Here is a 3,132-nt window from a genome sequence, read left to right as displayed (position 1 = left end):
CGCAGGCCGAACCGGAACGGATCTCCGTCGCCCGGCAGCTGCTGCGCGAGCTGCTGCACGACTGGGCGGACGCGGAACAGGTCGACTCGGCGGTGGAGACGATCCCGTCGTGGATCGTGGGCGCCATACGTGTGCCGGCGATGAGGAAGCCGAGCAGCGCACAGACGATGGCGTGCGAGATTTTCAGGCCCCCGTTGCGCATGAAGATGATCGCGATGATCAACAGGAACACCACGAGTGAGATGGAAATAACCATGCCCCGCCTCCTCCGCCGCGCCCGGTGTGCGGCATTTCGCAGCCAGTGTGGCGGAGCACGGGCGCCGTTCGGCGGACTGGCATGCCCGCCGTACGGGTGATGACTGACGGTGACGAATTCGCCCGCACAGGTGACCGCGCCAGGTTGACGGAGAGCGCCGGGACGAGGTGAACCTCCCCGGACTCTCCCCTGGCGGCTCCACGACCGGCATGCCGGACCCGCCCACCCGCCCGTGCGGGCCCGGCTCGCGCGTGGCGGGGTGCCGGTCATGCCCGGAGCCCGTACCCGGGCCCTCGCTCCGAGTGGCCCGAGCGGTTCACTGCTGGTAAAAGGTGGCGTCCTGTTGGGCGACCGCGGTTCCGAGGGTCTGGACGTACAGCAGGTAGTTGAAGTGCCGGAGGTACTGCCCCGAGGACGCATACGCCTCGTAGGAGACACCGTTCGCCGAGTCCGCCAGACCGGCCCGCTGGTAGAAGCTCGCGCTGTTCGCGAAGGCGGTGGTGCCGTCGCCCTTCTCCACCCAGACCTCGCCGCTCCTGGCACGCAGGTAGTAGCCGGGGAAGTTGGCGGATTCGAGTGAGACGGTGCCGGTCCCGGAGAGCCCGCCCACCGTGCGGAACTGCGAGTCGGCGAGGTTGGTCACGTTCGGTTCCAGCTTGGCCCGGTACTCCCAGTGCCGGATGAAGTAGGTCGGAAAGTTGTACGAGGACAGACGCTTGGGGGTGGTGCCGTCGGCGACCGGCACGCCGAAGTCGGGTGTGCCGTCGGCGTTCCAGTAGACCTTCTGGACACGTGTCCGACGGTTGGGGTCGTTGAGCGGGTCACCGGTGATGTCCTTGTAATTCCGGTCGTGGTACACGAGCACGTCGCTCTTGTTGTCCTCAGACACGGTGAAGGAGTTGTGGCCCGGGCCGTACTGGCCGGTGGCCGTGTTGCTGGTGAACACGGGCGCGGCGCTCTTCGACCATGCAGCCGGGTCCAGCAGATTGCCGGTGGCCGGAGCGGTGAGCATGCCGAGGCAGTAGTTGCTGTCGGTCGCGGAGGCGGAGTACGTCATGAAGACCTTGCCCCCGTGCTGGATCACGGCCGGCCCCTCGTTGACCCGGTAGCCGACGGTCTCCCAGGCGTAGGTGGGAACGCTCAGCCGTACGGGGGTGCCGCTGATCGTCCACGGGTTGGCCAGCTTGGCGATGTAGAGGTTGGAGTTGCCCGCGATGGACGGGTCCTGCTGGGCCCAGCCCAGGTAGCGGGAGCCGTTGACCACGAAGGTGGTGGCGTCCAGCGCGAAGCTGTCCATGGGCGTGGCGATCCGGCCCTTTTCGGCCCACCCGCCGGTCATCGGGTTCGCCGCCGAGCTCTCCAGGACGTACATCCGGATCTTCCACACGTCGTCCGCGCGTCCGGCGGCGAAGTAGACGTACCACTTGCCGTCGATGAAGTGGATTTCCGGTGCCCAGATGTGCGCACCCATGTCGCCGGTCGCGTGCTCGGTCCAGATAACCGTCTCCGGCGCGCTGGAGAGCCCCTGGATGGTGGTGGCCCGGCGCAGGACGATGCGGTCGTACTCGGGGACGGTCGCGGTGAAGTAGTAGTACCCGTCGGTGTGTTTGAAGATGTGCGGATCGGCCCTCTGGCTCACCAGGGGGTTGGTGTACGAGACGGCCGGCGAGTCGGGCGCGGCCGCATGGGCGGGCGAAGGCAGCAGCAGGGCCGCCATCAAGGCGGTCCCGGTGATCAGAGCACTGAGAATTCTGCGGAATCTCACGGTGCACTCCTGAGTGTGACGGTGCGGGGCCGGCGGACTTCAGTGGCGGGTGCGGAACGCGAGCTGCTCGTTCATGCGATCGACCGAGCGGATGTCAAAGGCATGACAAGACTGTTAACGCTAACAGCCGACCGGTCAAGAGGCCCTCACGCGTCAGCCACAGCGACTCCGTGCCCTTTTCCCACAAAGGCGCACGTCACGAGTACGAGGGGTGCTCGGCGTGTGAGCGCTAACAGCAAGGCGATGCGAGAGCGATCCGCGCGAAGCCGGAGAGACCCCACGGCCACGGGTGTCCGCGCGAAGGCTCCTCCCGCACGGGCCGAACGGCCGCCGCCCCTCTCGGATCGTGAGGGGCGGCGACCTGCGGGGATCCGCCTCGTCGGTGTCCGGCACGCCGGCAGCGGCGTCCCCGGCTACGGCGCTTGGAGCTCGACCAGCTCGGCGACGGCGTCCCGGTGGCGGCCGGCCGTCCCGTACGCGATCGAGTCGGCCTTCGCGCGCTTCAGGTACAGGTGGGCGGGGTGTTCCCAGGTCATGCCGATCCCGGCGTGGAGCTGGACGCATTCCTCGGCCGCGCGCACAGCGACCCCGGAGCAGTACGCCTGGGCGACGGCTACCGCGAGGGGCGCGTCGGCGGCGTCGGTCGCCAGTGCGTCGGCGGCGTTGCGCGCGGCGGCACGGGCCGACACGACCTGGAGCCAGAGCTCGGCCATGCGGTGCTTGAGCGCCTGGAAAGAGCCCACCGGCCGGTTGAACTGGTGCCGCTCCTTCGTGTACCTGACCGTCTCGGTGAGGCACCACTCGGCGACGCCGAGCTGTTCGGAGGCGAGCAGGCCCGCACCGGTGAGCAGTCCGTGCCGTACGGCAGACCCCGCGGTCTCCGGCCCGGCGAGCAGGACCGCGGCGGCTCCGTCCAGGGTGATCCCGGCGAGGGGGCGGGTGAGGTCGAGCGGGACCAGCGGCTCCAACGCCACCCCCGGGGCGGATCGCTCCACGGCGTACAGCCCCGTGGGGGCGGGCACCAGAAGCACGTCGGCGAGGGCCGCGTCGGCGACGCCCCGCACGGTGCCGGTCAGCGCTCCGCAGTCGGCGGCCACCTCGGCGGTGTGGT

The 3,132-nt window shown here is 69.2% G+C and carries 3 protein-coding genes; all 3 read right to left on the bottom strand.

Annotated features, from left to right (window positions below; translation table 11 throughout):
• Positions 1–256 (bottom strand): hypothetical protein (locus ACWD3D_RS35190; RefSeq protein ID WP_451464749.1); only part of this gene is annotated, 256 nt, incomplete at its 3' end.
• 316 nt (positions 257–572) lie between these two features.
• Positions 573–1,973, bottom strand: a complete 1,401-nt coding sequence (locus tag ACWD3D_RS35185; RefSeq protein ID WP_451464748.1) for a family 43 glycosylhydrolase — start codon at positions 1,971–1,973, stop codon at positions 573–575.
• Between the two features lie 461 nt (positions 1,974–2,434).
• The coding region (locus tag ACWD3D_RS35180) for an acyl-CoA dehydrogenase family protein (RefSeq protein ID WP_451464747.1) at positions 2,435–3,132 on the bottom strand (698 nt) is incomplete at its 5' end.

The sequence above is a fragment of the Streptomyces sp. NPDC002690 genome, from assembly GCF_053592415.1.
Note: the sequence above shows the minus strand (reverse complement) of the source record. Positions and strands in the feature narration are given on the sequence as shown.